At 54.1% G+C, this 23,642-nt stretch carries 21 protein-coding genes; 11 read left to right on the top strand and 10 right to left on the bottom strand.

Annotated elements, in window-relative coordinates:
* The first annotated feature begins 15 nt into the window (after nucleotides 1–15).
* The gene (locus CPA50_RS16345) at nucleotides 16–822 is read left to right on the top strand and encodes an exodeoxyribonuclease III (protein WP_096783610.1); all 807 of its coding nucleotides are present in this window, start codon (nucleotides 16–18) and stop codon (nucleotides 820–822) included.
* A gap of 74 nt (nucleotides 823–896) precedes the next feature.
* Here CPA50_RS16345 and rph read toward each other — a convergent pair whose 3' ends face one another.
* Nucleotides 897–1,613 (bottom strand): ribonuclease PH, encoded by a 717-nt coding sequence (rph, locus tag CPA50_RS16340; RefSeq protein ID WP_096783609.1) that lies wholly within the window; start codon nucleotides 1,611–1,613, stop codon nucleotides 897–899.
* A gap of 181 nt (nucleotides 1,614–1,794) precedes the next feature.
* Between rph and CPA50_RS16335 the strand changes: the two genes are divergently transcribed.
* From CPA50_RS16335 to CPA50_RS16325, 3 genes are all read left to right on the top strand, one after another.
* Complete coding sequence (locus CPA50_RS16335) at nucleotides 1,795–2,661, top strand: YicC/YloC family endoribonuclease (protein WP_096783789.1); 867 nt, start codon at nucleotides 1,795–1,797, stop codon at nucleotides 2,659–2,661.
* A gap of 217 nt (nucleotides 2,662–2,878) precedes the next feature.
* Nucleotides 2,879–4,792: a TonB-dependent receptor domain-containing protein gene (locus CPA50_RS16330; protein ID WP_096783608.1), complete on the top strand. Its 1,914-nt coding sequence runs from the start codon at nucleotides 2,879–2,881 to the stop codon at nucleotides 4,790–4,792.
* 75 nt (nucleotides 4,793–4,867) lie between these two features.
* Nucleotides 4,868–6,457: an alpha/beta hydrolase-fold protein gene (locus CPA50_RS16325; RefSeq protein WP_179397251.1), complete on the top strand. Its 1,590-nt coding sequence runs from the start codon at nucleotides 4,868–4,870 to the stop codon at nucleotides 6,455–6,457.
* 15 nt (nucleotides 6,458–6,472) lie between these two features.
* Here CPA50_RS16325 and CPA50_RS16320 read toward each other — a convergent pair whose 3' ends face one another.
* Together CPA50_RS16320 and CPA50_RS16315 are read right to left on the bottom strand one after the other, a co-directional pair.
* Nucleotides 6,473–7,291, bottom strand: coding sequence for an RluA family pseudouridine synthase (locus CPA50_RS16320; protein WP_096783606.1), 819 nt, complete (start codon nucleotides 7,289–7,291; stop codon nucleotides 6,473–6,475).
* Nucleotides 7,291–8,178 carry a universal stress protein gene (locus tag CPA50_RS16315; protein ID WP_096783605.1) on the bottom strand — a complete coding sequence of 296 codons (888 nt, stop codon included), beginning with the start codon at nucleotides 8,176–8,178 and terminating at the stop codon, nucleotides 7,291–7,293. The genes CPA50_RS16320 and CPA50_RS16315 overlap by 1 nt, the downstream gene beginning before the upstream one ends.
* Before the next feature lie 179 nt (nucleotides 8,179–8,357).
* Here CPA50_RS16315 and gmk point away from each other — a divergent pair, with 179 nt between their 5' ends.
* From gmk to CPA50_RS16295, 4 genes are all read left to right on the top strand, one after another.
* A complete protein-coding gene (gene gmk, locus CPA50_RS16310; protein WP_096783604.1) occupies nucleotides 8,358–9,002 on the top strand; it encodes a guanylate kinase in 645 nt (214 codons plus the stop codon).
* A gap of 88 nt (nucleotides 9,003–9,090) precedes the next feature.
* Nucleotides 9,091–9,303: a DNA-directed RNA polymerase subunit omega gene (rpoZ, locus tag CPA50_RS16305; RefSeq protein ID WP_096783603.1), complete on the top strand. Its 213-nt coding sequence runs from the start codon at nucleotides 9,091–9,093 to the stop codon at nucleotides 9,301–9,303.
* A gap of 180 nt (nucleotides 9,304–9,483) precedes the next feature.
* On the top strand, nucleotides 9,484–11,625 hold the full coding sequence (locus CPA50_RS16300; RefSeq protein ID WP_096783602.1) for a RelA/SpoT family protein: 2,142 nt from the start codon (nucleotides 9,484–9,486) through the stop codon (nucleotides 11,623–11,625).
* 80 nt (nucleotides 11,626–11,705) lie between these two features.
* Entirely contained in the window at nucleotides 11,706–12,092 is a 387-nt protein-coding gene (locus tag CPA50_RS16295; protein ID WP_096783601.1) for a RidA family protein, read from the top strand.
* A gap of 44 nt (nucleotides 12,093–12,136) precedes the next feature.
* Here the strand turns inward: CPA50_RS16295 and CPA50_RS16290 are convergent, their stop codons facing one another.
* A complete protein-coding gene (locus CPA50_RS16290; RefSeq protein WP_096783600.1) occupies nucleotides 12,137–13,018 on the bottom strand; it encodes an NAD-dependent epimerase/dehydratase family protein in 882 nt (293 codons plus the stop codon).
* Between the two features lie 76 nt (nucleotides 13,019–13,094).
* On the opposite strand from CPA50_RS16290, the gene CPA50_RS16285 reads away from it, so the two are divergent.
* The 3 genes from CPA50_RS16285 to CPA50_RS16275 all read left to right on the top strand — a co-directional run bounded on the left by CPA50_RS16285 (nucleotide 13,095) and on the right by CPA50_RS16275 (nucleotide 17,583).
* On the top strand, nucleotides 13,095–14,030 hold the full coding sequence (locus CPA50_RS16285) for a hydrogen peroxide-inducible genes activator (RefSeq protein ID WP_096783599.1): 936 nt from the start codon (nucleotides 13,095–13,097) through the stop codon (nucleotides 14,028–14,030).
* A gap of 8 nt (nucleotides 14,031–14,038) precedes the next feature.
* Nucleotides 14,039–16,114 (top strand): ATP-dependent DNA helicase RecG, encoded by a 2,076-nt coding sequence (gene recG, locus CPA50_RS16280; protein ID WP_096783598.1) that lies wholly within the window; start codon nucleotides 14,039–14,041, stop codon nucleotides 16,112–16,114.
* A gap of 104 nt (nucleotides 16,115–16,218) precedes the next feature.
* Complete coding sequence (locus CPA50_RS16275; protein WP_096783597.1) at nucleotides 16,219–17,583, top strand: aminoacyl-tRNA deacylase and HDOD domain-containing protein; 1,365 nt, start codon at nucleotides 16,219–16,221, stop codon at nucleotides 17,581–17,583.
* Nucleotides 17,584–17,870: 287 nt separating this feature from the next.
* On the opposite strand, the gene CPA50_RS16270 is transcribed toward CPA50_RS16275, so the two are convergent.
* The 6 genes from CPA50_RS16270 to CPA50_RS16245 all read right to left on the bottom strand — a co-directional run bounded on the left by CPA50_RS16270 (nucleotide 17,871) and on the right by CPA50_RS16245 (nucleotide 23,385).
* The gene (locus tag CPA50_RS16270) at nucleotides 17,871–18,326 is read right to left on the bottom strand and encodes a DUF2489 domain-containing protein (protein ID WP_096783596.1); all 456 of its coding nucleotides are present in this window, start codon (nucleotides 18,324–18,326) and stop codon (nucleotides 17,871–17,873) included.
* Between the two features lie 19 nt (nucleotides 18,327–18,345).
* On the bottom strand, nucleotides 18,346–20,643 hold the full coding sequence (locus CPA50_RS16265) for a molybdopterin oxidoreductase family protein (RefSeq protein ID WP_096783595.1): 2,298 nt from the start codon (nucleotides 20,641–20,643) through the stop codon (nucleotides 18,346–18,348).
* Between the two features lie 188 nt (nucleotides 20,644–20,831).
* A complete protein-coding gene (locus tag CPA50_RS16260; protein WP_096783594.1) occupies nucleotides 20,832–21,089 on the bottom strand; it encodes a YdcH family protein in 258 nt (85 codons plus the stop codon).
* 123 nt (nucleotides 21,090–21,212) lie between these two features.
* Nucleotides 21,213–22,022, bottom strand: coding sequence for an OmpA family protein (locus CPA50_RS16255; protein ID WP_096783593.1), 810 nt, complete (start codon nucleotides 22,020–22,022; stop codon nucleotides 21,213–21,215).
* Between the two features lie 26 nt (nucleotides 22,023–22,048).
* The gene (locus CPA50_RS16250; RefSeq protein WP_096783592.1) at nucleotides 22,049–22,423 is read right to left on the bottom strand and encodes a DUF4398 domain-containing protein; all 375 of its coding nucleotides are present in this window, start codon (nucleotides 22,421–22,423) and stop codon (nucleotides 22,049–22,051) included.
* A gap of 395 nt (nucleotides 22,424–22,818) precedes the next feature.
* Nucleotides 22,819–23,385 carry a hypothetical protein gene (locus tag CPA50_RS16245; RefSeq protein ID WP_096783591.1) on the bottom strand — a complete coding sequence of 189 codons (567 nt, stop codon included), beginning with the start codon at nucleotides 23,383–23,385 and terminating at the stop codon, nucleotides 22,819–22,821.
* Nucleotides 23,386–23,642 lie beyond the last annotated feature (257 nt).

Raw genomic sequence — 23,642 nt, 5'->3', positions numbered from 1 at the left:
AATCAGGGAACACGTATGCGGGTAGTATCAATCAGCGTCAATGGTCTTGCTCAGGCCGTTGAAAAAGGTTTTTTTGACTGGCTGGCCGAGCAGGATGCAGACGTTGTCTGTGTTCAGGATCACCGCATGCGAGCCTACGAGATTGAAGACTACAACCTTATCCCGGAAGGGTATGAGGCCTACTTCATAGATGGCGAAAATAATGAAGACGGTGGCGTGGGCATATACACGCGGCACTTTCCGAAAGCCATTATGTACGGTTTTGCCAACGAGCAGGCGGACCGGGAAGGACGCTTTATTCAGGCGGATTTCGACAAGGTTTCTGTGGCATGTGTGTTGGCTCCCTGTGCTCTCGGACGTGAGGAAGAGCTGATCAGCGAAGATGATCTGACCGTTCTGGACCATAAAGATGAGTTTATGGAAGCCTTTGGTCTGCATATGCAAAAAACCCTGCGTAAGCGCCGCCAGTTCATTTTTGGTGCGAACCTGCAGACTGCGCATCACGTAACCGATGCAAGCCCCTTGTACCACAAGCTGGATTTTTCAGGTTTTCTGCCCCACGAACGTGCATGGCTTGACCGGTTATTCGATGAAATGGGCTGTGTTGATGCGTTCCGCGAGATCAATAAACAGAGTAATCAGTTTACCTGGTGGCCGGAGCAGGCCGGGGGGTCACGGAAGAATGCAGGTATCCGGGTGGATTACCAGTTGATGACCCCGGGTATCCGGAAGACTATTCAGGATGGCTGGATTGACGGCAAGGCCAGCTTTTCGGATCACGCTCCGGTGATTATGGATTACGATATTGAAATTGGCTTGTAAGCCGGCTTGAGTATTCAGGGAGTGTCGGCACTGTATCAGTGCCGACATCCAGCAAACTTCCGGGTTAACTTCTCTCAGCTTTCCAGCGCTTCTTTCTGCAGCACGAACAACTTCTCAATGCCTTGTCTGGCAAGTACCAGCATACTGTCCAGTTCTTCCTGAACAAAGGGCGCGCCTTCTGCCGTTCCCTGGATTTCAATGAAGCCACCCTGGTCGGTCATGATGACGTTCATGTCGGTTTCAGCTTCAGAGTCTTCCGGGTAATCCAGATCAACCACCGGAGTGCCCTTGTAAATTCCAACGGACAGCGCCGCTACCATTTGTTTCAGAGGTGATTTCTTCAGGCGCTTTGTTGCTACCAGGTGGTTCAGGGCATCAACCAGAGCTACGCAACCGCCAGTGATTGCTGCTGTGCGTGTGCCGCCGTCTGCCTGGATTACGTCGCAATCGATAGTGATGGTGTGTTCGCCCAGGGCTTTCATATCGACGGCGGCGCGCAGGGAGCGACCGATCAGGCGCTGGATTTCAACGGTGCGTCCGCCCTGTTTGCCGCGGGCGGCTTCGCGGCCCATGCGGCTGCCAGTTGAGCGGGGCAGCATGCCGTATTCAGCGGTGATCCAGCCTTTACCTTCGCCGCGCAGGAAGGGCGGTACTTTGTTTTCTACAGAGGCAGTGCATATGACTTTTGTGTCCCCGAACTCCACCAGCACGGAACCCTCGGCATGGCGGGTGTAGTTCCGGGTCAGGCGGATTTCTCTGGGTTGTTCGGGTGTTCTGCCACTTGGACGCATAGAGTTTCCTGATATCTGAAGTAAGTGTCCGGGAGCTTGCCCCGGTCGTTTTCTGGTTAACCTGAAAGCCTGTAAGTATAACACGTTGAGTTTGATTTCCGGGGCAGCACAGGTGATCTCAGCCTGTTAGACTCGGGCTTGATTATCAATGATTGCGATTAACCACAAAACCGGAGCTGCCATGATCAAAAGTATGACCGCATTTGCCCGGAGAGACGTTCAGGATCGTCAGGGAACACTGACCTGCGAGATTCGTACCGTTAATCACCGTTATCTTGAGCCGTCTTTTCGGCTGCCGGAGGCCCTGCGAGAGCTTGAAAACCCTTTTCGGGAAGAACTGCGGAAACAGCTGAAGAGGGGCAAAGTTGACGTGTCAATTCGTCTCCAGTCTGCCTCTGCCGGTGTTCCCGGTTTTGAGATTAATGAGGAGATAGCGAATGCCGTTAACGAGGCCGCAAATCACGTCAACCGCATCCTGGATAATCCGGCTCATATCAATGCCCTTGATGTTCTGCGCTGGCCTGGAGTGCTGTCGGTGCCGGAGCAGGATTTCAGTTCTGTACGGGAGGCAGCGCTAGCGCTCTTCCGGGAGACAGTAGCAGAGCTTGCGATTGTGCGTGAACGGGAAGGTGAGCGTTTAAGGCCCCTTTTCGACACGCGGTTAACACAAATGAAAACCCTGGTGGCGACTGTTCGTGAGAATATGCCCGGGCTGCTCAAGGCTCAGGATGAGCATCTCCGCGAGCGCTTCCGGAAGGCAGGGGTGGAGCTGGAGCCCGAACGGATTGCCCAGGAAATGGTCATGCTGGCCCAGAAGAGCGATGTTGCAGAAGAACTGGACCGGCTGGATGCTCACATCAGCGAAGTTATCGACACTCTTGGGCGAGATGAAGCGATTGGGCGCCGCCTGGACTTCCTGATGCAGGAGCTGAACCGTGAAGCCAACACCCTCAGCAGCAAGAGTATTGATGCCGGGGTTACTCGTGCTGCTGTCGATCTGAAAGTATTGATTGAACAGATGCGTGAGCAGGTTCAAAACCTCGAGTAGCTTTCCCGCCTTTACGTTATAACTCTGTCCGAGCCCTGAGTCCTTCAGGGCTTTTTTGTCCAGGTCATTTCTGTGTCTCTGATTCAGTGTATGTGCTTGTTTGCATTTATTAATGATAACGATTAGCATTTCGATCCTTTGATTGTCTGACATTGTAACCAGGGGTGGATCCTTGCCCTGCATGCCCTTTTGGGGGCGGTTTTTATAAGGAAATGCTATGACCCGGAAGCCTGTTTTTGGTGCTGTCTCTCTTTCGTCGCTGGCATCTGCTTTGATGCTGATCCACTCGCCTGTGTCCGCTGAAGTTCAGGAGCTCGACGCGTTGGTGGTAACCGCCTCTGGCACGGAACATACCCAGTTGACAGCTCCGGCTTTTACCTCGGTGATTGATGAGCAAACTCTCCGGGACAATCCTTCTGCGAGCGTTGCGGATCTGATCAGCCGGAATGTGGGGGTGATTAATGCCACAGACGGTAACGGTCGGGATGAGGTTCGCATACGTGGTCTTGACGGGGGCTATACCCTGATTCTGATTGATGGGAAGCGGGTGTCATCTTCTGGTGCTCTCTGGCGAGGAGGGGACTTTGATTACAGCTCCATTCCCCGCTCAAGTATCGAGCGGATTGAAATTGTACGCGGGCCTATGTCGTCACTCTATGGTGCCGACGCTATGGGTGGTGTCATCAATATCATTACCAGGAAGGCCTCTGGCGAGTGGACAGCCTCTCTGGATGCAATGTACGAATCTGTGCTTGAAGGTGAAGAAGGGGATGAGCTGCGTACCAACCTCTCAACTGCTGGACCTCTGGCGAATGACGTCTATGTGCGGCTTAGTGGCGAGTTTTATGATCGCGATGCCTGGTATGTGAATAATGAGGATGATGTTCCGGAACGGGAGGAAAAAGAGGCCCGCAACCTGTCCGGTTCCCTGAGCTGGGATATTGATAACCGGCAGACCCTGTCGGCGGATGTCAGCGTTAACCGGGATGAGCGCCCATACGGCATATACAGCGCGGGGCCGGATTACCGTGCGCAGGAAATTGAACGGGAAACCTATTCATTGGGTCATGAGGGTAACTGGGGCTGGGGTAGTACCCGCCTGAACGTGAATTTTGAGCAGGCGGATGTCGATGATTTCAACATCCTTTATCCGGCTCCTCAGCAACGTTACCTGAAAGAAGAGAATCTTACCGTTGCGGGCAGTAGCAGTTTTGTCCTTGGTGTTCACGGCCTCACCGCCGGCTATGAGTTCAGGGAGCAGGAAGTGAGTGATGACGTTTCCTTTACCAGGACTGGTGGCGCCGATGCGCAGATCCAGGCGGTTTATCTGCAGGATGAGCTACGTCTGAATGACCGCTTGACCATGACGCTGGGTGGTCGTTATGAGAATCACGATGAATTTGATGGTGAGTTCACGCCGCGGGGTTATCTGGTGTATCGCCTGAATGAAGGCGTGTCCCTGAAGGGCGGTGTCAGTACAGCGTTCAAGGCGCCGGGTCTGTATCAGCTGGTTGAGGAATATCGGATCGTCAGTTGTGGTGGCAGCTGTTTTATCCCGGGTAATCCGGACCTTGTGCCGGAAACCAGTACCAACTACGAGATCGGTGCAGAGGTCGATCAGAATATGTGGCGCATGAGTGCGGTTCTGTTCCGTTCGGACGTTGAGGACATGATTACCGCTACTTATGATTCGGCGACCAATGCCCGGGCCTGGGTAAATCTGAACGAAGTGCAGCTCTGGGGGCTTGAGCTTGAAGGCGAGCTGGAGTTGAGCAGTGCGGTAAAAATGGATGCAGCCTATGCCTATCTGGATACCGAGGAAAACGGTGCAGGAGAGCTGGCCTACCATCCAAGGCACACTCTGAGCGCTGGTGTTAACTGGCAGGTGCTTGAAAGTACCGGTCTGCGTTTCGGTGCTGAGTATACAGGCGGGCAGAAGAACTACAGCGCCGAGAAACAGCCATCTTATACGTTATTCGATGTGTCTGTGAACAGTCGTGTGGCCAAAGGGCTGGTTTTGCGGGCGGGTATCAATAACCTGACGAACGCCAGCCTGAGCGACGATAACGATGACTATTACAGCAACCTTGTCGGCCGGAGTGTCTATGCCGGTCTGAGCTACGATTTCTGACTGGATAAACAGCAAAAGGCGGCTTTCAGGTCGCCTTTTTTCTATGGGAGGTAATGGGGGATGTTCAGGAGGTTAATGCCTTTTCTGGTGATATCGCTGGCTGCCCTGGCGGCAAATGGTGCAACGCTGGAACTACCTGTCAATATTCGTTTCACCATAGATGCAGGCGAGCATTACAGCCTGCCAGTGGCGCTGAAAAAAGGTGAGTACATTCGGGGGCATCTGTCTGGTCAGTCGGCGCTGGAAGCCATGATCCATGATGACAGTGGTCCTGTTCGTTACCTGGCTGGCCACGGCGATTCGGAAGCGTGGATTTACTTTGCAGCCCCGGAAGCCGGGAACTACCGTCTGGTCATTCAGACTTTAAGGCCTGAGGCAGAGGTGCACCTGAAACTCGAGAAGGTACCGCTGCTGGCTCCCGGAGAAAATATTCGTTCCGATATCCAGAGCAGGAGAGTCCTGTCGGCACGACAAGCGCTGCAAAACGGCCAGACTCCGGATAGCGTCTGGTCTTCGCTGGTAGCCGATGGAACCCCTCTGGTCGAATTGCCGGACGATGTACCGGATTCGGGCCTGAAAGCTGATGAGCGTCTGGTGACCTTTCTGTGGTACGGCGCCAACGACCGGGTGCTTCTCTTCGGTGGGCCTGGCTACGAGCATGATCCTTTGTTCCGGCTTGCAGGTACGGATATCTGGTACCGGAGTTACGCTATGCCTGCTGATACCCGTATGAGCTATATGCTGGCGCCGGATGTTCCCAGAGTGAATGGCTCCCCCCGGGATCAGCGGGTTGCGATTCTTGCCACGGCACAGAGGGACCCGGCCAATCCACACGTTTGGTATCCCGGCGGGGCTTCGGATGTTTACAACTCGCGCTCAGTGCTGGAATTGGACAAGGCGCCTTCGGACAACCTGCTCGATGGCGATCGTCCGTTGCCGGAGCCTTCCCGTTACCCGCTGACCAGTGACCGGCTCGGTAATACCCGGGATATCGCTATTATGGTACCTGAGGATTTAAACGCCTCCGGGGATGATGCAGTGCCCCTGGTTATTTTCTTTGACGGAGATGATTATCTGAGCAAAGTGCCTGCACCGAGAATTCTGGATAACCTGAGCCGCAGTGGAGAGATTCCTCCGGTTGTTGCTGTGTTTGTGAGCAATCCGAACCGCAGCGCGCGCAATAGTGAATTGCCTTGCAACGAAACCTTTGCCGATTTTATGGCGCTGGAGCTGCTGCCTTTTGTCGCGGGCAAAACCGGACTGGTATTTTCCGGGGAGCAGACGCTGCTGGCCGGCGCCAGTTTCGGGGGGCTGGCATCGGCCTGCACGGCCTACCGTTACCCGGAGTTGTTTGGTCTGGTGTTGAGCCAGTCCGGATCCTTCTGGTGGAGTCCGGAAGAGGATGTACGTCCGGAGTGGTTGAATGCAAGGCTGGCGGAAGCCCCCCTTTTGCCGGTCCGTTTTTATCTGAGTGCAGGGGTATTCGAGACTGATTTTGGTGAAAGTGGCATCCTGAATGCCAATCGACAACTAGAACAGATCCTTTCCGTAAAGGGTTACGATGTGATGCTGGAGGAATTCGGTGCCGGGCATGATTACTATCATTGGCGTGCCACGTTGGGGCGGGGGTTAGTCCACTTGCTGGGTGAGTTTGCCGATCAGTGATTCAGCCCTGGCCGGTCAGACAGGGCTCAGTCTGTTCAGAGGCTCTGGCAGTTCCAGTTTTACCCGTTGCCGGCTCAGAGGGCAGTCGAATTCGAGGCTGAGGGCCAGAAGTTGCAGGGGAGTCTTGGCAGGCCTTCCGTAAAGGCGATCCCCGACAATCGGATGCCCGATGCTCTGCAAGTGCTTGCGGATCTGGTGTTTTCGCCCGGTTTCAATGGCTACTTGCAAGAGGCTGGTCTGACTGGGCTCATCTGTGGTCAGGGTGGTGGCCCTGCTAATGGCGGCTTTGCCGTCAACCGGCATGTCGATGAGCTGGTCCTGGATGCAGATAATGCCTGTAACTCTGGCCAGGTATTGCTTGGTTATGGTGCGCCCGGAAAAACACTGGGAGAGGGCGCCGGCGGCTTTCGAGTCGTGGGCGATGAGCATCAGCCCCGCTGCATCGGCGTCGAGCCTGTGGATCAGATAGCACGGGCGCTTGAGTTCAAGCTCGGCCCAGCGTAGCAGGCTGCAGTGATCACCCCACTGTGAGCCCTGTGCCAGCATGCCGTGGGGTTTGTACCATACGCTGTAACGGGCTTTGTCCGTTATCAGGGTTGCGGGTTCAGGCTTCCGGTCCAGTACGTTTTCGTCATAGTACAGTTGTAGTCGCGTACCCGCCTTGACCTCCTTGGTTGCACGTCGCAGACGTACAAGTTTGCCTTTAAGTGTCCACCAGCACGCGCCCTTGTTCATGGCGTCTTTTATGCGTTGGCGTGGAAGCCCTGATGCCTGGCACAGGGCGTCAGCAGCGGTTTCAGGCTGGTCAGTCGTGATGTCGAATTTTCTGCGCATTACTCTCCAGCCTCTCCGGGTTTGATGGCAAGCAGGTCGGTTCTCAGGTGAGTAAGGACTTTCTCCGCAGTATTGCCAATGACTCTCGCTCTGAGGCCGGTTTTGCCGCTGGTGCCAATGACTACCATGTCGGCTTTCAGTTTGCTGGCAACGCTGGGGATTACCTTGTGTGCAGGGCCAACGGCCAGGTGGATCTGATCGGGGCGCAGGTGCCAAGTATTACACAGGTGGGTGATGGCAGGTTCCAGCGTTTCTTTACGCTTCTTCTCGTGCTCAGCCACATTAATAATCTCAAGATCTGCCAGTATTTCGGAAATATGCAGCGCGTGAACCAGGTGCAGCTCCACTCCGAAGGCTTTTGCCAGGGCGTTGGCCTGTTCGATGATTTTCGTATTGAGCGCTTTTTTGACTGGCTTACCAGAGCTCAGGTCTATAGCTGCGAGAATCGGGTGGGCATGGTTCCATTTCTGCTCCGCAACCAGCATGACCGGCACAGGGCATTCCCGGATAAGGTGCCAGTCGGTCGGCGTATAGAGTAATGTCTCTGAGCGTTGGCCGGTTTTGATGACGGCCTTGAAGCGGTTGGGGTGGCAGTGTTCGATGATCCACTGGTGTATGTGTTTTTCCCACACCGTATGGGTGGTGATGTTCAGGTCGCTGCAGTCAGAAAGTGCCAGTATCTGGTCCAGCCAGCGCTGGCGGAGCTCAATCATGGCACCCCGTGCCTGCTGCTGTATGGCGGGATCTGAAGGCAGGGCGCCAAGGTGTTCATGGGTGAAGGCCACGACTTCCAGATGAGCGCCGGTGGCGCGTGCCAGTTCGATTCCCCGGGCCAAAGCCTTTTGGTGCTTTTGGGCTGGGTCCATGACAATCAGAAATTTATCCATGCTACCTTTCCGTCATTTTGCTGTGCTTGGGGATGATGTTGCGGTATTTCCGGCCGCCAGCCCAATGTTACCAGTTGTCGGGGTATCCGGGATGCGGTGTTTGGTCAAAGCCCGTATAATTTCCGGTTTTCCGGGCCTTCAGTGATGGTGGCCAGATCCAGTCCAGGAGTTGTTGAGTCATGAGTCAGGCCGGTGAAACGGGTACTCTGTTTGTCATTTCTGCACCGTCGGGTGCTGGCAAGACCAGTCTTGTGGCAGAAATGGTGCGTGCGGACCAAAAGCTTGGAGTGTCTGTTTCGCACACTACCCGCCCCATGCGCGAAGGGGAGAAGGACGGCGTTAACTACCATTTCGTGAGCCGTGCTGAATTTGAAGCCATGATTAGCCGCGGGGAATTTCTGGAACATGCTGATGTTTTCGGTAATTACTACGGTACGTCCATGGTGTGGGTGCGGGAAACTCTGGCCAGAGGGCACGATGTCATTCTCGAGATCGACTGGCAGGGTGCCGAACAGGTGCGGCGGCTGATTCCCGAGTGTGTCAGTGTTTTCATTGTGCCGCCTTCGTATGAAATATTGAGGGATCGCCTTGTGGGCAGGGGGACCGATGCCTCGGATGTGGTGGAGCGGCGATTGTCTGAAGCCCGGGAAGAATGCCGTCATGCTGAGGAGTTTGACTATCTGGTCGTGAACGACGATTTCCGGGAAGCCCTGGCCGATTTGCTGGCCGTTGTGCGCAGTCAGCGCCTTCAGATTATTATTCAGCGGTCACGACACCGGCATCTGCTTGCGGGGCTTTCGGGCGAGAATGATAAGCCTGCATGATTAAGGCTTTTTCTGTATACAAATTGTGCCGCTGGCAGTAAACTACGCGGTCTGCTAAATCAGTCATTTTTATTTTGTCGGGGAAGTTATGGCACGAGTTACCGTTGAAGATTGTCTGGAACACGTTGATAACCGCTTCCAGCTGGTCATGCTGGCTACCAAACGTTCCCGTCAGCTTGCCACCAAAGGTGCTGAGCCGATGGTCGCTGAAGAAAACGACAAGCCTACAGTAATTGCTCTGCGCGAAATTGCTGCAGGCCTGGTCAGCCGCGATCTCCTGAACGAAATCGAAGAAGATTAAGGCTGGTGCGGGCATTTTAGTCCGCCCGGCACAGGAAAGCATTGAAATCTGTCTCTGCAGTTTATAGTGTGTCTATAGATTGTTGCTGGAAGGACAGAGTACAAACCCGAATGCCTGCATTCGGGTTTTTTTGTTTCTGTCCCATATAATAGTAGGAAGTCGGAATAATACGGAGGCGCGGTGTCGCTTGAGGCTACAGTAGAAGGGCTGGCGGTTGAGCTTAGCACCTATCTGGATACCAATCGCATTAATCAGGTGCGAAGGGCCTACTATTATGCGGAGCAGGCCCATGAGGGCCAGATGCGCAAAAGCGGCGATCGCTATATAACTCACCCCCTTGCCGTTGCTCATATCCTTGCCGGTCTGAAACTCGATCATCAGAGTCTGATGGCGGCGATGCTTCACGATGTTATTGAAGACACAGGTATTCCCAAGGATGCTCTTGCCGAGCAGTTCGGAGAAGACGTAGCTGAGCTGGTTGATGGGGTCAGCAAGTTGACTCAGATAGAGTTTCGCTCCCGTGCAGAAGCCCAGGCGGAGAACTTCCAGAAAATGACCCTGGCGATGGCCCGGGATATCCGGGTTATTCTGGTGAAGCTTGCTGATCGCCTGCACAATATGCGTACTCTGGGGCCCATGCCCTATGAAAAACGCCAGCGTATTGCCACTGAAACTCTCGACATATATGCCCCGATAGCCAATCGTCTTGGTATGCATGCGATCTCTACCGAGTTGGAAGATCTGGGCTTTTCATCTCTGCATCCGATGCGCTCCCGTTATATCTCCAAAGCCGTAGACAAACTGCGCGGCAGTCATCGGGAGATTATTGAGGATATTCGCGGCAAGCTTCAGGAAAAGCTGGAAGAGCGTGGGCTTCCGGGCAGGATACTCGGCCGTGAGAAGCATCTGAACAGTATCTACAACAAGATGAAGCTCCAGCAGAAGTCGTTCTATGAAATCATGGACGTGTATGCTTTCCGCATCATCACGGATACTGAAGACGACTGCTACCGGATTCTTGGTGCGGTTCATAACCTTTACAAGCCAATGCCGGGCCGGTTCAAAGATTACATCGCAATGCCCAAGGCCAATGGCTACCAGTCGTTACATACCACCCTGTTTGGCATGCATGTGAACATCGAAATCCAGATCCGCACAGAGGAAATGGAGCATATTGCTAACGATGGTATCGCCGCGCACTGGATGTACAAGAACGAGCCGACCAATGCGACCAGCGTGAATCAGACAAGGGTCGACCGTTGGGTTAAAGGTCTCATGGAGATGCGTGAGCGGGCAGACGACTCCCTCGAGTTTATAGAGCACGTAAAAGTGGATCTCTTCCCGGATGAAATCTATGTGTTTACTCCAAAGGGTAAAATCATGGAGTTGCCCCGGGGCGCAACGCCAGTGGATTTTGCCTACACGATTCATACGGATATTGGTAATGCAACCGTAGCCTGCCGGATAAACCGGAATCTCGGGTCTCTCAGCAAACCCCTGCAGAGTGGCCAGACAGTGGAAGTGATTACGGCACCCGGCGCGCGGCCCAACCCCGCATGGCTGAGCTTTGTGGTTACTGGTAAGGCCCGTAGCAGTATTCGTCATACACTCAAGAGTCAGAAGCTGGCGGAGTCGCTGGAGCTGGGGCGTGCCCTGCTGAAAAAGTCTCTCAATGGGTTCGGTGCCAGCCTGTCCGATATCAGTGACGAACAGAAGCAGACTGTCGTCGGCCACAATCAGGTCAGCAGTTTCGATGATCTGGTCAGCGATATTGGTCTGGGCAAACGCATGGCTTACCTTGTCGCTCGCCAGCTTGTCAGTGGTGCTGAAAGTCCAGAGCAGCAAGATCCGGCTGGGGATGTAAGTGAGAGTGACGAAACGCCTGTAACCATACGTGGTACGGAAGGAATGCTTGTTCGTTTCGCAACCTGCTGCAAGCCTATTCCCGGGGATCCTGTGGTTGGGGTAATGGAATCCGGTAATGGCATGGTTATCCATTCGGATACCTGCTCCCGTCTGCCAGAAGATAATGGCGGCCGGTCTCGACTGACCCACCTTACCTGGGCCAAGGACATTACCGATGAGTTTTCCGTAGAGCTGCGTGTTGAGCTTGAGCGCCAGCGTGGAGTAATAGCCGAAGTTGCCAAGGCTGTTGCCATGGCAGATGGAAATATAGAGCGTATCAGCGTGGATGAGCAGAATGCGCGTTTTGGTGTGGTCAGCGTGGTCGTCAAGGTTCACGGCCGCAGGCATCTGGCTCGCGTAATGCGCCGGGTCCGTAATATCAAAGCGGTCACATCGATTAACCGTGTAAAATACTGAGCCCGCGGGGACTGTCTTATTGACAGCTCCCGCGGGTAACAGCGACGATTGGCGTTTTGGACGAGAGGAAGCAGAACGGTATGACCAACAAATCCATAATTCAGACTGAAAATGCACCACGTGCAATTGGCACATACTCCCAGGCCGTAAAGGCGGGTGACACGGTCTATATTTCAGGTCAGATTCCTCTGGTCCCTGAGACCATGGAGGTAGTTTCCGGAGACTTTGCTGCCAATACCCGCCAGGTGTTCGATAACCTCAGGGCTGTGTGTGAAGCTGCAGGAGGGGAGCTGAAGGATATTGTAAAGGTAAATATCTACATGACCGACCTGTCGAACTTCGCGACGGTCAATGAGATCATGGCGACGTATTTCCAGGAGCCATATCCAGCCCGGGCTGCGGTAGAGGTATCGGCGCTACCCAAGGGTGTGCCTGTAGAGATGGAAGCGGTAATGGTGCTGAGCTGAACCAGCTCAGAGTCACGGAATAAAGGCAGCCACACTGGCTGCCTTTATTCGTTCCAGGCCGGGCTTTTATCGATCATTTCACGGTACCCGGCCCGGAAATCCGGATAGCGAAATCTGAACCCGGTTTGTAGCAATCTCTGATTGTTGCAGCGTTTACTGCCGGCCCGTCCGCCCTTTCTGGCCTCTGCTACCGGCTCGGCGCAGGGAACCTGCTGGCGGACCCATGCAACCACGTCATCAAGGCGAACCGGCTCGCAGTCGCTGGCCACATAGCAGTTGTCCAGAGGTTTTCCAGCAAGTGCCAGCCCACTGAGATAAGCCACAACTGCGGCAGCGTCTTCCTCATGAATACGATTGCTGAAAGGTGCAGGCTTCTCCGGGTTCATGCGCCCCTCAATAACTTCCTCAAGAAAGCGCCTCCGTGAAGGCCCGTAAATTCCGCTGAAGCGGACAACTGTTGCGGGATGGCCGCTATCCAGTGCTGTCTGTTCGCCGGCAAGTATCTGTTGGCCTGTGACGCGGGCAGGGGAAGCCGGGCTGGTTTCATCTACCAGGCTGTCGTCGTCCTGGGCATAAACACTGGTGCTGCTGATAAAAAAGAGCCGTTTGAGCTTTTGGTTGCCCAAGGCTTCAAGCAGGTTGAGGAGGCCGTTAACATAAGCATCTCTATACCCCTGTTCGTCGTAACTCGAAGGGGTCAGACAGTAGATAACGCTGTCCAGATTCGCCGGTAGCATATCCTTCAGGCTTTCCGGGCGGTTCAGATCTGCGCCGATGGGCAGTATGCCTTCCGGAACCCTGGACGGATTGCGGCGTAGTCCATAGACCTGTGCAGAGTCTTTCAGCAGATCGGCGATAGCACCACCGAGCTTGCCGCAACCGGCAACAAGAATTCCTGGCATACTATTGCGTTCAGTGATTGCCATAGACAATATCAATCCTTATCCTTTGACTCATTCATAAATGAAATCTCGACCCGTATCCTTTTGACCGGAGATCACCATGACTCTTACCGAGTTACGATACGTCGTTACGCTTGCCCGCGAAAGGCATTTTGGCAGAGCTGCAGAGCGCTGCCATGTGAGTCAGCCTACACTCAGCGTTGCGGTCAAAAAACTGGAAGACGAGTTGGGTGTCCCGCTTTTTGAACGCAGTAAAAGCAGTATTCGGGTAACGGAAACCGGCCAGCGTATTGTTGAGCAGGCCCAGCGGGTTCTCGATCAGGTCAGCGTGATCCGCGACATGGCTCAGGATGGTAAAAACCAGTTGTGCTCACCCTTGAAGGTCGGGGCAATTTATACCATTGGGCCTTATCTGTTCCCTCATCTGTTGCCGGAGTTACGCCGTGCAGCGCCTGAGATGCCACTCTATATCGAAGAAAACTACACAGCCAGTCTGCGTCAGAAGTTGCGACAGTCGGAGCTGGACGCAATTATCATTGCATTACCGTTTGAAGAAGCGGAAGTGTTGACGCTGCCGCTATACGATGAACCCTTTGTAGTACTTCTGCCTGCCGGCCACCCGCTCGCCGCGAAGAAAGAGATCACTGGCGACGAACTTGCCCGTGAGCAATTGCTGTTGCTGGGCCCCGGGCATTGCTTCCGGGATCAGGTGCTGGAATCCTGCCCACCGCTGGTGGATGCGGTTACCCGTCGTGCTGACATAGGCTCGCCATCGCTGGTTACTGAGGGCAGCTCTCTGGAGACTATTCGTCATATGGTTGCCTCTGGCCTGGGGATTACCGTTCTTCCGCTCTCCGCGGCTACCGCCATGGGGTATAGCGAAGACGTACTTGTTACCCGGCCTTTTGCGGCTCCTGTGCCTTTTCGGACAGTGGCTCTGGCCTGGAGGGTCACCTTCCCGAGGCCCAAAGCCATTGATGTTCTTTCACTGGCAGCAAGTCAGTGCCGGGTGATTGAAAAAGCAAAAGCGGACTGATCTGACGCATGGCATCACTGGATGATATTCCGGTTACTGAGCTTAAAGGCGTAGGAAGCGCCCTGGCTGAGAAGCTGGCGCGACTGGGAATCGCATCGCTGCAGGATTTGCTGTTTCACCTCCCTCATCGTTATGAAGACCGCACCCGCATTGTGCCCATGGGCAACCTGAGAGTAGGTGACGTGGCTGTGGTGGAAGGTGAGGTGATGAAGGCGGATCTGGTGATGGGGCGGCGTCGCAGCCTGCAGGTTACCTTGAAAGACAGCAGTGGATTTCTGGTGATGCGGTTTTTTCATTTTAACGCAGCACAGAAAAATCAACTTTCCGAAGGCTCGCTGGTCAGGTGTTTTGGTGAAGTACGCCCGGGCCGCGCCGGGTACGAGTTTTATCACCCCGAGTATCAGGTCAACCCTCCACCCATGCCTGCTGACGGCCAGGCTACCCTGACGCCAGTTTATCCTCTGACGGAAGGCATACAGCAGCCGCGCGTCAGAGGGCTGTGCCAGCAGGCTCTGGGATACCTTCAACGTCATCCGATACATGATTGGTTGCCGGCAGAGTTGTTGGCCAAGTTCCAGTTGCCAGGCATTACAGAGGCTGTCCAGCTGGTACATTCTCCTCCTGCCAATGCTCCGGTTCATCTGCTCATGGAGGGGCTTCACCCGGCACAGCAGCGACTTGTTATGGAAGAACTGCTTGCCCACCAATTGAGTATGCTGCAGGTCCGGCAGCAGATTCAGGCCCGCCAGTCTTTACCCCTGCTGCCTGCCGGCGATTTGTCTGAACGATTTCTGGAAGAGCTGCCATTTGCGCTGACGGGTGCGCAACGTCACGTTATGAGCGATATCCGGCAGGATCTCAGCCAACCTTTGCCAATGCTGCGACTGGTTCAGGGCGATGTGGGTTCCGGTAAAACCGTGGTTGCCGCTCTGGCGGCGCTTCAGGCGATGGGTGCGGGTGCCCAGGTTGCGCTTATGGCACCGACAGAAATACTGGCCGAGCAGCATTACCAGAACTTTTGTAGTTGGTTTGAGCCCTTGGGAGCCCGCGTGGCCTGGCTGTCCGGCAAGGTCAAAGGGAAAGCCCGAAAAGAGACTCTGGAAGCCGTTCATAGCGGCGTCGCAGACATTGTAATCGGAACCCATGCTCTGTTTCAGGATGATGTGTTGTTTCACCGTCTGGCTCTGGTAATCGTAGACGAGCAGCATCGGTTTGGTGTGCACCAGCGTCTTGCGTTACGTGAAAAGGGCGTGGGGAGCACTCTGGCACCACACCAGTTGATTATGACAGCGACTCCAATCCCGCGCACATTAGCGATGAGCGCGTACGCGGATCTTGATACCTCGGTGATTGACGAGTTGCCGCCGGGCCGTAAGCCCATAGAAACTATTGTAATCCCTGACAGCCGCCGGGAAGATGTGATTGAGCGTGTGCGTGGGGCCTGCAACGATGGTCGACAGGCTTATTGGGTCTGTACTCTTATTGAAGAGTCGGAAGCATTGCAATGTCAGGCGGCTGAAGTAACTGAACAGGAACTGACGGAGCGGTTGCCGGGCCTGAAAATCGGGCTGGTCCATGGGCGCCTGAAATCCGCAGAAAAAGCGTCTGTTATGGACCAGTTCAAACGGGGTGAGCTTGATCTTCTGGTTGCTACCACTGTAATTGAGGTGGGCGTTGATGTTCCCAATGCATCGCTGATCATCATTGAGAACCCGGAGCGACTGGGGCTGGCTCAGTTGCACCAGCTTCGTGGCAGGGTGGGGCGGGGTGAACAGGCCAGCTTCTGTGTGCTTATGTACCACCCACCCCTCTCTGCTAATGGCAAGGCGCGGCTGCAGGCCCTGCGTGAGAGTCAGGATGGCTTTGTGATTGCCGAGAAAGATCTTGAAATACGGGGGCCAGGTGAAGTGCTTGGCACGCGTCAGACTGGCATGATGCAGTTCCGGCTGGCAGACTTTGAACGAGATAAGGGCTGGATTGAACCCGTGCGCGAGATGGCGCCGGGGCTCATGGGGCACCCCCGGCTGGTGCAGGCACTGATCAGGCGCTGGCTGGGTGAAAAAATGCGGTATGGAGATGTGTGAACAGACTCAATATCAACTTCAGACACAGACTATGTCCTATACTGAGGCCCTCACGGTTGATTTGAAGGCCGTACGGCAAGCAGCAAAACACTTGGGAGAAAACGATGGAATTACCTGTCACGGTTCAGCAGGCCTTGGGCGATGCCGCTAAGGGCGTGTCGCTGAGAGACGCACGTCAGGCTAACAGGCACGAGCTGTTGCGGATGGTGTTGCTCGAAGACGGGCAGGATAATCTCCAGGTCATTTGCTGCAAAGAAGATTTGATTGACCTCGAGCGCTTGAACAAGCAACTGGAGCGGAATTTTCGTCTTATGAAGCCCCGGGAGCAGGTACGTGTAAAAAAACGCGCCGGCCTGAGGGAGCTTCCGGCTCTGCCTTCGCTTACAGGCTGGCCTACCATAGTGGATCGCAGGGTAGATGATTTGCCCGCAGTAGCCCTGGAGCTGGGTGAACAGAATCTGGCCCTGGTGATGCCTGCTGAAGATTTTCGCGCGCTGACGTCATCTGCGGATCGCCGGTCGTTTACGGTGGCATCGGAAAATATAGCTGTAAATCTGGATGACCCGGACAAAGACCGTGCCCAGCTGACTTTCGCCCTGAAAAAATTTACAAGCCTGCGCATCCGGCAGCGTCTTGAAGACACGATGGAACTTCCACCGTTGCCGGAAACAGCTCAGCGAATCATTCACTTGCGGGTAAATCCCAATGCAGTAATGGGTGATCTAGTGGATATCGTTGAGAGTGATCCCAGCCTGGCCGCTCAGGTTGTCAGTTGGGCATCATCTTCCTTTTACGCGGCCGCCGGGCAAGTTCGGTCCGTGCACGATGCCGTATCCCGGGTACTCGGGTTTGATATGGTCATGAATCTGGCGATGGGGCTGTCCCTTGGGCATACGCTCAAGCCGCCCCAGGACCACCCTGATGGCTATGTGGATTACTGGCAGCAGGCAATATGGCAGGCGCAGTCAGCGGGCATTCTCGCCAGTATGATGCCCCGGGGTGAGCGCCCTGCGATCGGGCTGGCATATCTTTCGGGTCTTCTGCATAACTTTGGCTACCTTCTGCTTGCGCAGGTTTTTCCTCCCCATTTCAAACTGGTATGCCGCTCCCTGGAAGTAAACCCAGCCATTGATTCCTCGGTTACGGAACATTACCTCCTGGGTATCACCCGTGAACAGATTGCCGGCCAGTTAATGGAGAACTGGGGTATGCCGGACGAGGTCACTATGGCTCTCAGGTATCAGAAGCATCCAGGATATAAAGGTGATCACAGTGTTTATGCCAGGCTGCTGTGGCTGGGCCGGCAACTGTTGGCTGCCAGAGGCATAGCTCTTGGTGCCAGCGAAACCGTAGAGCAGGAAGTTTTCGACGAGTTAGGGCTGGATCGCAAGCAGGTAGAAGAACAGTTTGATGAACTCGTAGACGGCAAAGACAACATTATGGCTATGGCCGGCATGATGACGCAGTAACAAAAAAAACCGGCCCAGAATAAAGGCCGGCAAGGCTTTCGCTTATAGCAGAGTCGTCCGAACATATCAGGAGAAACAACGCAGGGCGGTCATCGATGCAGTAAAAAATCACCGCCCTGATTTCAATTTAGACAAGGTTTGTAAAAAGAAAAGGTATTGAGGGTGGGAGATTGAGCCTGAGCGCTTTGTCATTTTTGACTGCTTGGGACAAGCTGCTGATATTCAGAATAATAAATGCACAGGCTACACATTTCCCGGTTACAAAAAGATACAAATGTGGGAGCTGATCAGAACGGGTGATTCCGGATGGCGGTCGCGGCGCTGCGAATTTCATCAGCATGGCGCTTCTCTACCGAGAACCGTTCCTTGTCCATTTTTTCCACGAAACGTGCTTCCGTATCCTGGCGCGCCTGGTGAGTGGGCATATGGCGAAGTTGCTCATATACCTCCAGAAATACCCGGTAGGGTGCTTGTTCCATGAGCGCAGGCTCCACATGATCAAGCAGGCCCTTGATGCGTAAGCAGGCTTCCGAGTATTCGACCTGATTTTCCTCAATAGCCATAGCGATCATACGGATACTGTCGATCATGTCCTCGCGCCGTCGGGCCTGAAATGCATCTGCTTTTTGCTGGCGTTTGCGGTTGTCAGACAGAATAACCGTTTGCCTTCGGATAAAACCCAGTAATACAACAATAGCGATAGCACCGGTAATAATCAGGCTCCACTGCAGCCACTCAGGCATTTTCTTCTCCCCGTTTTGTTCAGGCCGGTACAGGTTTCTGTTCCGGTTGCCAGACTTTGACAGTTACCGACTGACCATTCAATACGGATGTACCCGCCACCGGATCTGTATGTTCGTCGCTCAATACGTCGTTAATGCTTGCGCCTGGATGACTGGCTGCGGTGGACTGGCCTGTACCGTCGCGGTCATGACCCCAGCCGTGGGGAATGGAAACCACGCCTGGCATCATGTCTTCGGTAACTTCCACCGGCAACAGGATCCGGCGGTCAGCAGAACTTATCTCCGCCTGACAGCCGTCTTTAAGGCCCAGCCGGCCTGCATCATTGGGGTGGACCAGTAAAGTGCAGCGATCTTTGCCCTTCACCAGTCTGCGGCTGTTGTGCATCCATGAGTTGTTGCTGCGAACATGGCGCCGGCCAATCACCAGCAGCTCACCGGGTGAGTCCGGTTCAGACAGTTTCCGGTGAAGACGTTCTACATCTTCAAGATAGCGCCGTGGAGCCAGATGTATCTTTCCGTCCTGTGTGAACAGTCTGTTGGGCAGGGCTGGTCGCAGAGCTCCCAGATCAATTCCGCTGGGACTCTGCTTCAGGCGCTTGAGGGAAAGCCCTTTGGGCAGTTCCTGCCATTGAGGATTAAGGGAGCTCAGTCTGGTGAGGGCGCGCAGAGGGTGGCGTTTGGGTAACAGGTCCATAGCCAGGCTTGTGGCCGGCTCCAGTATCGCACGAGCACGCCCGGTATCTGTGCCATAAGGGCCGGTTCGGAGAAGCAGATCAATGATCGGATCGGGACCTGCCTGTTTGAACGCTCGCCAGCCCAGTTCGGAGCGAATAGCCAGTTTTCCGCCTTTACGCAACTTCTCTAACCTGTGAGCCAGTTCCAGTAGAATCTCCCAGTCATGCCGGGAGTCCGGGCCTGCATCAAACAGCGCCTCGCTGTATTTTGATACGTTCCGTACGGCCAGCATGTTGAATACGATATCGTAGTGACTACGCTCAAGGGCTGCGGTCGGGGGCAGGATGATGTCTGCGTGGCGAGTGGTTTCGTTTATGTAGTAATCCACCGATACCATAAAATCCAGCCCGCTCAGAGCCTTGTCCAGCCGGCGCCCATTGGGGCTGGAAAGCACCGGGTTACCGGCGATGGTCACAAAGGCGCGAATCTGCCCCTCACCCGGTGTGAGTATTTCGTCGGCCATGGTGCTGGCGGGATACTCCCCGGCAAACTCCGGCAGTGCTTTAATCCGGCTATGGCGCTTACCAAAATGCCCTCGTTGACCGGACAATGCCCCCAGGGCAACGAGATCAATGGCTGGCTGAGTGAACATAACTCCGCCAACGCTATCCAGCTTTCCTGTCAGAATGTTCAGACAGTAAGCCAGCCAGGTGGCGATGCTGCCGAATGTCTGGGTGCTGGTGCCCATGCGGGTGTACAGAGCAGCTTTGGGGGTCTTTGCAAGCTGGTGCGCAAGGTTACGTATGGTCTCCGCGCTAATGCCCGTGCGCTCAGCAACAGCGTCGGGAGTGAATGGCATGCAGGCCAGGCGCAAGAGGTCCATGTCTTTAACAAGATCTTCTGCAGGGCCGGGGTGGATTAATCCGTCCGTAAACAGGCTATTCACCATAGCCATCAGCAGGAAAGCATCGGTGCCGGGGCGGATGAAATGAAATTCCTCTGCAAGTTTTGCAGTTTCTGTGCGCCGGGGATCCACAACTATCATCCTGCCATTGCGCTGCTTCAGAGCTTTGAGCCGGCCGCGAAAGTCAGGGACGGTCATCAGGCTGCCGTTGGACGCCATGGGGTTCCCGCCAATGCAGATAAACAGGTCGGTGTGATCGATATCCGGGACAGGAAACAGAACCTGATGACCGAACATCTCCAGGCTGGCAAGCATATGCGGGAGTTGGTCGTTGGAGGTTGCAGAAAAACGGTTCTGGGTGCCAAGCGCCCGTAGAAACGGCATGGTTGCGATCAGCGAGCCGTGGTTGTGGACGTTTGGGTTGCCGAGGTACACACCAATGCTGTTGCGACCATGGCTGGTGCGTGTGCGATGCAGTTTTTCCGCTACAGTTCTGAAGGCCTCATCCCATTCGATCTCCTGCCAGCCAGTGGCCGTTTTGCGAACCGGTTTACGCAGCCGGTCCGGATCTTCATGAAGATCCTGCAGAGCAACTGCTTTCGGGCAGATGTGTCCATGGCTCAGGGGGTCGTTTTCATCGCCCTTGATGGCGGCAATGCGCCCTCCCTTCATTTCAACGGCAACGCCGCACATGGCTTCACACAAATGACAGGTGCGATAGTGGGTACCGTTTTCCATGAAAGTCTCTCCTGATGTTTTTGTTATGACAGGCTGGGTTTCATTGTGCAACCAGATTAGCAGTAAAACGATCCAGGTGGGAAACCCTGTGTGGTGCTGTCATTCATTCAGAAGAAGATCGGGGAAACTAGCAGAAGGGGAAACGCACCCGGCAGACGGGCGGCAGGGTGCGCCGAAATACGCGGGACTCAGCTTGCCATCGAAGCTTCATAATCGCGGATCATGCCGTAAAGCTGATCCTTCAGGCTCAGCCGCTTTTTTTTCTGCTCCTCAAGATAGTCATCGGAAGGAGTCTCGACGCCCTGTTCGATACGACGCACTTCATGATCAAGCTCGTGATACGTTTCGAAGAGTTTCGCAAAATGCTGATCGGTCGTTTTCAGTGTATGGATGGCGTCTTTAGATTCTGGCAGTTCATTTAACAGATCGTGTTTTTCCAGTGCCATTCAGCAGTACTCCTGATGTGTGTCAACGTATTCATCAATTTCAGTTTAAGCCGTTTGGTATTGATACGCTTGACCCCGGTCAATGTGTCCGGAGTTCGAGCCTCTGCAATACCAGTACCGGCTTTACCGGGCCTCGATGTTGCCGTCTTTGTCCGAGATCACGATCTCTACACGACGGTTTTGTTGCCGCCCAGTGGAGGTGTCATTGCTGGCGACAGGGAATTGTTCACCGTAGCCCTGGATTTCTACCCGGCGGCGCTCAATGCCCTGTGCGACCAGTTCGTCCCGAACTGCCAGAGCCCGACGTTCGGATAACTGCTGGTTGTACAAGTCGTTACCAGTGCTGTCGGTGTAACCTTCCACGCGGACTCTCCTGTCTTCATACTCTCTCATGAACTGAGCGAGGCGGCCGATGGTTTTCTGCCCTGAAGCTTTAAGGTCTGCTTTATTGAGATCGAAAAGGACATCTCCCAGTGTCAGTACCATGCCTCGATCAGTACGCTCTGCCTGCAGTTCCTCCATTCTCTTGCGCAGCATCTCGGCTTCCTTGCGTGCCCGCTCTGCTTCACTGGAACGCTGGTCAAGCATCAGCTCACGGCGGCGTTCTTCCGCGGAATCAATCTGCGCCTGAAGTCGCGCGCGCTGGGCCTGTTCGCTGGCGATCTGGGCGTGGCGGTTTGCAAGGTAGGCTGCGTGCTCAATGCGGACAGTATCTTCGCCGTCAGCGAGCAAAGCTTCAGCACGTTTAAGCTCATCTCTTGCACTACGTAGCTGACGATCTCCGCTGCGTGCAACATCCGGGTCGTCTTTGATTTTGGAGTAAGAGGCGCGAGCTTCATTAACCATCGGATTTTCTGGCTGGGTTGTGGCGCAGCCGGCGACCAGTACTGAAAAGCCCACAGCCATGCCCAGTGTTATGTTGCGTTTGTTCATAACGGTCTCCTTTTTAGATATGGCGATTACTGGTCTTGATTGATTTGTTTGCGCAGCGACTCAATGTTTTTATTGATCTCCTCTACAGCGTGTTTGGCTTTAGCCGTTTCCGAACGCGTACCAGCCAGTTGGGCGTCAACAGCGGCCTGTTCAAGAAGACGCTCGGCTTCCACGTACTTTTCCTGCTCTATAAGGCTTTTTGCGTCGGCGACTTTGTTTTGCGCATTATTCAGTAGTACTGGTTCAAACTTCCGGGCGTCTGCGGCAACGGCCTGCTGAAGAGAACTCTCTGCGGATTGAAGGTCTGAATCCGGTCGCTCGCCAGGGCTGGCACAGCCGCCGATAGAAAGAGCAATGCCGGTAATACCGGCGGTGTATAACATCGACTTATGCTTGTTCATGCACGATCTCCTTTCAGCGGTATATATAAGCGTTACAGGAAAGTGTTGTATGCAGGAAACCTTCCTGCTGTCGGAATTGACGGATTCCTATGAACGGTGAGCCAGACCGTAAAACTGCAGAATGCCGTTTGCACCTATGAACTGAGCATAGCAGTCAGCCAGAGAACAACCATGACTGATCCGCAACAAATGCTCGTGCGAGGGCTGTGTATCGATGTAGTACAGTTATGTGTTTTGTATTTAATGTATTGAAATATATGGAGTGATCTGGATTTTTGCGTAATGACAAAGCTGTCATTGGGGAGTGGTGTCGTAAGGAGCAGGGGCGGCATTTTGCCGGCGGTCAGGGCGCAAATCCTGGAACCGCCAAAACCCCTCAGGACAGTATCAGTGCGTTATGCTTGCCTGTACAGACGTACCCATCCCAGACCAGCGATACCTATAATCATCAGCGCCAGACTCCCGGGTCCATCAAGCTGGTAAGGGGACATATAGGTTTCAAAGAAACCATCTGAAAATTCCACATCATAATTACCATAGGCAAAAAATATGGAGTTGTTTGAGAGGCCCCAGTCTTCCGCAAAAAACAGATACAAAAAACTGGTCATTGAGGCGCCGGAGTACTTGTCCACCTCAAAATACAGACCGTTATCTAAATGAAGGGTTTCGGATAGTTTTCCTGGCCCGGAAAAAACACCAGGGAGGGTATTCTGCAAATGCGCGGAAGGGTAAAAATACGCATCAAAGCCTTGGACAGGTGGGTGCGGAGGCTCGTTCCAGCTGGTTGACGATGCATAATATGCCCCTTCACCGTAGTCGTGTTCTTTAAGATCGACTACCAGTTTCGAGCCATCTTTGTATAAAGCTGTGTAGCTGGAAATAATTATCGCATCTGAAACCTGCGAAAATAATATCAGTGCGAAAAATACGGCCAGCGGGCCGGCCCTGTTCATGAGTTTCATTTCCTTTGCTCCTCAATTGATTATTCTTTGAATCGGCTGGTATCTCCGTTACAGCCTGAAACCAATCCTGCTTTCCCCAGTTGATCTGCACAGCGTGTTTTCTCTACAGAGAGCTGTCTGTGTCCGAAGAATGGATATGTATAGCTAAAGCAAGCTGGCTTGCGGTGCTCAAGTAGGGTCAGCTGAAGCCAGATGCCAGAATAGGATTCCAGATTGCCAAAAGCAATACTGGTGGCAGGTTAGTGGTTGTATGTTTT

Origin of the sequence: Marinobacter sp. ANT_B65 (assembly GCF_002407605.1) — a bacterium.
Classification (GTDB): Bacteria; Pseudomonadota; Gammaproteobacteria; order Pseudomonadales; family Oleiphilaceae; genus Marinobacter.
Note: the sequence above shows the minus strand (reverse complement) of the source record. Positions and strands in the feature narration are given on the sequence as shown.

Excerpts from the sequence above, each read along its gene's own strand:
- CPA50_RS16345 (WP_096783610.1), top strand. The coding sequence starts at position 16 with ATGCGGGTAGTATCAATCAGCGTCAATGGTCTTGCTCAGGCCGTTGAA.
- rph (WP_096783609.1), bottom strand. The coding sequence starts at position 1,613 with ATGCGTCCAAGTGGCAGAACACCCGAACAACCCAGAGAAATCCGCCTG.
- CPA50_RS16335 (WP_096783789.1), top strand. The coding sequence starts at position 1,795 with ATGATCAAAAGTATGACCGCATTTGCCCGGAGAGACGTTCAGGATCGT.
- CPA50_RS16330 (WP_096783608.1), top strand. The coding sequence starts at position 2,879 with ATGACCCGGAAGCCTGTTTTTGGTGCTGTCTCTCTTTCGTCGCTGGCA.
- CPA50_RS16325 (WP_179397251.1), top strand. The coding sequence starts at position 4,868 with ATGCCTTTTCTGGTGATATCGCTGGCTGCCCTGGCGGCAAATGGTGCA.
- CPA50_RS16320 (WP_096783606.1), bottom strand. The coding sequence starts at position 7,291 with ATGCGCAGAAAATTCGACATCACGACTGACCAGCCTGAAACCGCTGCT.
- CPA50_RS16315 (WP_096783605.1), bottom strand. The coding sequence starts at position 8,178 with ATGGATAAATTTCTGATTGTCATGGACCCAGCCCAAAAGCACCAAAAG.
- gmk (WP_096783604.1), top strand. The coding sequence starts at position 8,358 with ATGAGTCAGGCCGGTGAAACGGGTACTCTGTTTGTCATTTCTGCACCG.
- rpoZ (WP_096783603.1), top strand. The coding sequence starts at position 9,091 with ATGGCACGAGTTACCGTTGAAGATTGTCTGGAACACGTTGATAACCGC.
- CPA50_RS16295 (WP_096783601.1), top strand. The coding sequence starts at position 11,706 with ATGACCAACAAATCCATAATTCAGACTGAAAATGCACCACGTGCAATT.
- CPA50_RS16290 (WP_096783600.1), bottom strand. The coding sequence starts at position 13,018 with ATGGCAATCACTGAACGCAATAGTATGCCAGGAATTCTTGTTGCCGGT.
- CPA50_RS16285 (WP_096783599.1), top strand. The coding sequence starts at position 13,095 with ATGACTCTTACCGAGTTACGATACGTCGTTACGCTTGCCCGCGAAAGG.
- recG (WP_096783598.1), top strand. The coding sequence starts at position 14,039 with ATGGCATCACTGGATGATATTCCGGTTACTGAGCTTAAAGGCGTAGGA.
- CPA50_RS16275 (WP_096783597.1), top strand. The coding sequence starts at position 16,219 with ATGGAATTACCTGTCACGGTTCAGCAGGCCTTGGGCGATGCCGCTAAG.
- CPA50_RS16270 (WP_096783596.1), bottom strand. The coding sequence starts at position 18,326 with ATGCCTGAGTGGCTGCAGTGGAGCCTGATTATTACCGGTGCTATCGCT.
- CPA50_RS16265 (WP_096783595.1), bottom strand. The coding sequence starts at position 20,643 with ATGGAAAACGGTACCCACTATCGCACCTGTCATTTGTGTGAAGCCATG.
- CPA50_RS16260 (WP_096783594.1), bottom strand. The coding sequence starts at position 21,089 with ATGGCACTGGAAAAACACGATCTGTTAAATGAACTGCCAGAATCTAAA.
- CPA50_RS16255 (WP_096783593.1), bottom strand. The coding sequence starts at position 22,022 with ATGAACAAACGCAACATAACACTGGGCATGGCTGTGGGCTTTTCAGTA.
- CPA50_RS16250 (WP_096783592.1), bottom strand. The coding sequence starts at position 22,423 with ATGAACAAGCATAAGTCGATGTTATACACCGCCGGTATTACCGGCATT.
- CPA50_RS16245 (WP_096783591.1), bottom strand. The coding sequence starts at position 23,385 with ATGAAACTCATGAACAGGGCCGGCCCGCTGGCCGTATTTTTCGCACTG.